The organism is Soehngenia sp. (assembly GCF_055108775.1).
Genome location: NZ_JBSQIL010000088.1, coordinates 1 through 6007, shown reverse-complemented (window position 1 = coordinate 6007; position 6007 = coordinate 1). Strand labels below are relative to the sequence as shown.

At 28.6% G+C, this 6007-nt stretch carries 7 protein-coding genes; 6 read left to right on the top strand and 1 reads right to left on the bottom strand.

Annotated features, from left to right (window positions below; translation table 11 throughout):
* The coding region (locus ACTB1H_RS08880; protein WP_463262488.1) for an NFACT family protein at positions 1 to 191 on the bottom strand (191 nt) is incomplete at its 3' end.
* Between the two features lie 211 nt (positions 192 to 402).
* Here ACTB1H_RS08880 and ACTB1H_RS08875 point away from each other — a divergent pair.
* The 6 genes from ACTB1H_RS08875 to priA all read left to right on the top strand — a co-directional run.
* The gene (locus tag ACTB1H_RS08875; RefSeq protein ID WP_463262489.1) at positions 403 to 1212 is read left to right on the top strand and encodes a YicC/YloC family endoribonuclease; all 810 of its coding nucleotides are present in this window, start codon (positions 403 to 405) and stop codon (positions 1210 to 1212) included.
* Between the two features lie 14 nt (positions 1213 to 1226).
* The gene (locus ACTB1H_RS08870; protein WP_463262487.1) at positions 1227 to 1499 is read left to right on the top strand and encodes a DUF370 domain-containing protein; all 273 of its coding nucleotides are present in this window, start codon (positions 1227 to 1229) and stop codon (positions 1497 to 1499) included.
* Positions 1492 to 2115 (top strand): guanylate kinase, encoded by a 624-nt coding sequence (gmk, locus tag ACTB1H_RS08865; RefSeq protein ID WP_463262486.1) that lies wholly within the window; start codon positions 1492 to 1494, stop codon positions 2113 to 2115. The genes ACTB1H_RS08870 and gmk overlap by 8 nt, the downstream gene beginning before the upstream one ends.
* Positions 2108 to 2317: a DNA-directed RNA polymerase subunit omega gene (gene rpoZ / locus ACTB1H_RS08860; protein ID WP_463262485.1), complete on the top strand. Its 210-nt coding sequence runs from the start codon at positions 2108 to 2110 to the stop codon at positions 2315 to 2317. Before gmk ends, rpoZ begins: the two co-directional genes overlap by 8 nt.
* 5 nt (positions 2318 to 2322) lie before the next feature.
* A complete protein-coding gene (coaBC, locus tag ACTB1H_RS08855) occupies positions 2323 to 3522 on the top strand; it encodes a bifunctional phosphopantothenoylcysteine decarboxylase/phosphopantothenate--cysteine ligase CoaBC (RefSeq protein WP_463262484.1) in 1200 nt (399 codons plus the stop codon).
* Positions 3523 to 3564: 42 nt separating this feature from the next.
* Positions 3565 to 6007 (top strand): primosomal protein N' (gene priA, locus ACTB1H_RS08850; protein ID WP_463262483.1); only part of this gene is annotated, 2443 nt, incomplete at its 3' end.

Below are 6007 nucleotides of genomic sequence, written 5' to 3'. Positions count from 1 at the left end.
TTTTCAGTTAAATATAAACGTGGGTATGTGCTGCTTGCAGAAATCAAGAGTTTATAATTAAAACCATTATTATAAATTTGAATAATTATTTCATCTTTTTCAGGTTGATATATTTTATCAATTCTTCCATTTAAAATTATCGAATTTAATTCTTTTACCACTCCATTAGTTACAATTCCATCATATGACATAAAAAAACCTCCATCTCCTTACTAATCTATATTAACAGATTGACTTTAAAAGTAAAAGTAAGATAATATATTAATATTTCTTAATAAACTATATTATAAATTATTAATTAGTCATATAATAGAAAAAAATGAGGTGGTTAAAATGGTACGAAGTATGACTGGATATGGTAAATATATCTATGAAGATAGTACATTAAAGATATAATGCGAGATAAAATCTGTAAATCATAGATATTTAGATATCAATGTAAAAATTCCAAGATATATTTTAAAATACGAAGAAACTATCAAGAGAATTGCTAAACAGAACATTGACAGAGGGAAAGTTGATATTTACTTTTCTTTTGATTTTCTAAGTGATTCATTAATAAAGATTGTTCCAGACTTAAACATTGCGAAATCATATTTAAATGCCTTTAATAGTATAAAGGAAACTATAAACATACCAGGAGAACTATATATTTCTGATTTTATAAAACTTCCAGATATTATTTCTCGTCAAGAACAAGATATTGACGATAACATCCTTTCTAACGGCATAAATTTAGTGTTAAAAGGAGCTCTTGAAGATTTCAATAATATGAGAATAAACGAAGGCAATCAATTAAAAAAAGATTTACTAGATAAAATTGGAAATATAGAAAACATAATAAGCTCTATAGAATCTATTTCATACACTTTAGTTGATGAATATAAATTAAAATTAGAACAAAGAATTAGTTCTATTTTAGAGAATATACCAGTTGATGAAGATAGATTAGCTATGGAAATAGTAATATTTGCTGACAGATCAGGAATTGATGAAGAGATAACAAGATTAAAAAGTCACATAATTCAATTTAAGCAAATACTTGAAAATGAAGATATTATCGGAAGAAAATTAGATTTTTTGATTCAAGAAATAAATCGCGAGTGCAACACAATCGGAAGTAAATCAACTAATTTAACAATCACAAATCAGGTGGTTGAATTGAAAACGGAATTAGAAAAGATTAGAGAACAAGTACAGAATATAGAATAATGAGGTGTAATTATATGTTTACTAATATTGGGTTTGGAAACATGGTATCAACTGGAAGAATAATAGTCGTATTAAGTCCTGAATCAGCGCCGATAAAACGAATCATACAAGAAGCAAAAGTTTCAAATACGCTGATTGATGCAACATATGGTAGAAGGACTAGAGCTGTTCTAATAATGGACAGTGGGCATGTTGTATTATCTCCCTTGCAACCTGAAACATTAGCCCATAGATTGCAAAATAGTGAAAATCATGATCATATTAAAGAAGGTGAAAAAATTGAGTAAAGGATTTTTATTGGTATTATCTGGACCATCTGGCAGTGGGAAGGGAACTGTTAGTAAAGCATTAATGGAAAAAAGAAAAGATATTATATTCTCTGTATCTGTAACTACAAGAAAACCACGTATTGGGGAGGAGAATGGGAAAAATTATTATTTTGTTTCTGAGAATGAATTTGATACAATGGTTAAAGCTGATGAATTCCTAGAATATGCCCTAGTACATAATAATTACTATGGAACTCCGAGGGATTTCGTGTATGAGCAAATTGATAAAGGTGAAATAGTCTTACTGGAAATAGATGTTCAAGGTGCTTTGCAAATAAAAAAGAATTGTAAAGATGCTGTGTTTATCTTTTTACTTCCTCCTACTATGGATGAGCTAAAAAATAGAATTATAAAAAGAGGTACAGAAAGCGAATCAGATATCAATACACGTTTTGAAAATGCATTTAAAGAACTTGATTTTGTTGGTGAATATGACTTCTTTGTAGTAAATGATAAAATAGAAAAAGCTGTTGAAGATATAGAAGCTATAATTCATGCTGAAAAGTTGAGAGTTAAGAGACAAAAGGATATAAAAGAAAAAATATTGGGACTAGGGGGTATTGATCATGAATAGAAATTTAGATGATTTTTTAAATAGCTGTGACAATAAATATGTATTAGCATCTATAGCTGCCAAAAGAGCTAGGCAAATAATTGATGGTTCAAAACCTAGAGTGAACTCTCATTCTAATAAACCAGTTTGTATAGCCCTTGAAGAGATAGCTGCCGGAAAAGTCAAATATGAGATTCCCAAAAAAACCTTATCAAGTAGGTGATTTTTGTGTTTAAAGATAAAAATATTTTAATTGGAGTTACTGGTGGTATTGCTATATATAAAACATTGGATTTAATAAGTAAGTTAAAAAAAGAAAATGCTAATGTAGAAGTTATAATGACAAAGGGCGCTACAGAGTTTATAACTCCGCTATCCTTTCAAACAATGTCACAAAGCAGAGTTCATTTTGACATGTTTGGATTAGTGGATGAGATGCAGGTTGAACATATATCATTGGCAAAAAAAGCTGATGTAATTTTAGTTGCACCAGCTACAGCTAATACTATAGGGAAAATTGCAAATGGCATAGCTGATAATTTGCTAACAACTGTAATTATGGCAACAACTAAAAAAGTGGTATTTGCACCTGCTATGAATACACAAATGTATAAAAATATTATTCTACAAAACAATATTTCTAAATTAAAAGAATTAGGATACGAATTTATTAGTCCTGGGGAAGGTAGATTAGCATGTGGAGATGAAGGTGCCGGAAAAATGGCTGAACCAGTTCAAATAATAGAATATTTAAAAAGATTTTTTACCCCAAAGGATTTAATTGGTAAAAAAATCATTGTAACAGCTGGTCCTACTCAAGAAGCATTAGATCCTGTTCGATATATTACTAATAGATCAAGTGGGAAAATGGGATATGCAATTGCTGAAGAGGCATATAATAGAGGGGCAGAAGTTACTTTGATTTCTGGGCCATCAAATTTATCTATCCCTGATGGTATCAAATTAGAAAGTGTTAGAACAACTCAGGAAATGCTTCAAAAAATAGATGAATACTTTAGTAATGCTGATGTATTAATAAAAGCTGCAGCTCCAGCTGATTTTAAACCATCACATATTTCTAATAGAAAAATTAAAAAAGAAGATGGAGAAGAAAAAATTATTGTAGAATTTGAAAAAACTCCAGATATAGCTGCATATTTCGGGGCAAAGAAAAGGGATGGACAAATTATAGTTGGTTTTGCTGCGGAAACCGAAGAATTAATAGAAAATGCTTTAAAAAAAATAGAAAAGAAGAATTTGGATTTTATTGTAGCAAATGACATAACAATACCTGGAGCAGGTTTTGAAATAGATACTAACATTGCTTCAATTATTTATAAGAATGGGAAAATTGAGACCTTCCCTATAATGCAAAAAACAGATTTAGCTCATATAATAATAGATAAAGTTAAGGAAATAATAAAATAAAGCTAGATGACTAGCTTTATTTTATTTAAATGGAGGGATAAAGTGAAACTACTAGATGTTATTTTGTATAGTAAATCTAGAGCACTAGATAAAACTTTTACATATAGTGTATCAGATAACTTAGCAGATAAAATATGCATTGGGAAGAGAGTCTTAGTCCCTTTTGGTAAGAAAAACAATATAGCAATTGGTATTATATTAAAAGTACGTGAAGATCAACATTCTCCTGATGAAATTAATGACATTAAATCTATATTTGATGTTATTGATGAGACACCACTTATTTCAGAGACACAAATAGCTTTAGCTTTGTGGATAAAGAAAGAATATTTATCAACTTATATTGATTCATTTAATTTATTTATGCCTCCACCAGATATAAAAAACATAAAATTATCTTATGCTTTAAACAACAATATTCATTATGTTCCTTCAATGGAAGAAAATATCATTCTAAAATTATTTGAAAAAAGTGATAATTTCATAAATATAGATTCTTTACCTCAAATACCAGATAAAAACATAAATGATGTAATCAAAAAAATGACGGATAATTCAATACTTCTTCAAAAATATATTGTGAATAATGTGAGTATCGATAGGCAATTAAAATTTTACTCAAAAAACAAAAAAGTCAAGGAAGAAGAAGGATTAGAAAGAATTCCTAAAAATGCTAAAAAACAGATAGATATTTGGTTAAGTGCTTGGCCGAAAGAAGAAATGACTTTAAATGAATTATATGAAGAATTTAATACATCATATAGCACTATTTTTAAGCTTATTGAGAAAAATTTACTTGTAGAAGCTGTAAAAAAGGTAAATAACAATATTATTACTTCAGAAATTCCTTATTATGATAAGCATAATTTAAATCAAGAACAGAAATATGCTTTCGAAAGAATTATTGAAGGAAAAAGCAATTCATTTTTGATTCATGGAATAACTGGAAGTGGTAAGACTGAAATATATTTACAGCTTGTAGAAGAAATGTTGAAAGAAAATAAAAGCTCGATTATTCTAGTGCCTGAGATTTTATTGACTCCACAGATTATTGAAAGGTTTGTTGGAAGATTTGGACAAAGAGTTGCTGTATTACACAGTAAATTAACTTTATTACAAAAACTAGATCAATGGTATAAGATAAAAAGAGGAGAGCTAGATATTGTTATCGGAGCCAGATCAGCAGTTTTTGCCCCTATAAACAGATTAGGCCTTTTAATAATCGATGAAGAACATGAGAATAGCTATAAGTCATCAGTAGATCCTAAATATAATACTATAGATGTAGCACTTAAAAGATGTGAATTGGAAGGTGCAAAGTTGATCTTAGGGTCTGCTACACCCTCTATAGAAAGTTATTATAATGCAAAAAATTCAATTTATGAACTGTTAGAGATAAAAAATAGAGTTGAGTCATCTAGTTTACCGATGATAGATGTAGTTGATATGAGGGATGAAATAAATAATGGAAATACTTCAATATTTAGCCGTTTACTATATGATAAAATATTAAAAACAATTCAAAGAAAACAACAAGTTATACTATTTTTAAACAAAAGAGGCTATTCAAGTTTTGTTTCTTGCAGAAAATGTGGATATGTTGTAAAATGTGATAGTTGTGATGTAAGTATGACATCGCACAAACAAAAAAATAGACTTATTTGCCATTATTGTGGGAAAACAAAAAGATTTCCTAACCATTGCCCAGTTTGTGGGAGTGAAAAATTTAAAGAATTTGGTATTGGGACAGAAAAATTAGAAACAGTAACAAAAAATATGTTTCCTAATGCCAAAGTAAAAAGAGTAGATAGTGATACTATTATCCATAGGGATGACTATAAAGAAGTTTATGAAGCTATGAAAAACAATGAGATTGATATTCTAATTGGTACTCAAATGATTTCTAAAGGGTTTGACTTTCCTAATGTATCTTTAGTTGGGATTGTTGCAGCTGACACTACTATTTTTATCCCTGACTTTAGATCTTCAGAGAGATCATTCCAACTTATTACTCAAGTATCTGGAAGAGCGGGAAGAGGAAGAGTTAACGGAAATGTTATTATTCAAACATACAATCCAGATCACTATAGTATAAGATATGCTAAGGAAAATGATTATGAAAATTTTTATAATACTGAAATTAACCTGCGAAAGGAATTTCAATATCCACCATTTACTAACATAGTGTTAATAACTGTTTATGGTCCAAATCCTGATGATGTTAAGTCTGAAATTATTGACCAATACAATAATTTTAGTGAAATTTTAGAAAAAAATGGGCATGACATTTCAATGATAAGCAAACCTCATGTAGCACCTATAGAAAAAATTAATAATAATTTCAGATATCAAGTGACAATAAAGTACAGTAATAAATTAAAATATGAGTTACTGAACTATATTGATTGGGTATTTATAAAAAATAGAGATAAGAAAAGATATAAATTAAATAAATTGAGTATTGATATAGATCCAGTTAATATTT

Bases quoted from the DNA above. Each gene is read 5' to 3' on its own strand.
- ACTB1H_RS08870 (WP_463262487.1), top strand. From the start codon at position 1,227: ATGTTTACTAATATTGGGTTTGGAAACATGGTATCAACTGGAAGAATA.
- rpoZ (WP_463262485.1), top strand. From the start codon at position 2,108: ATGAATAGAAATTTAGATGATTTTTTAAATAGCTGTGACAATAAATAT.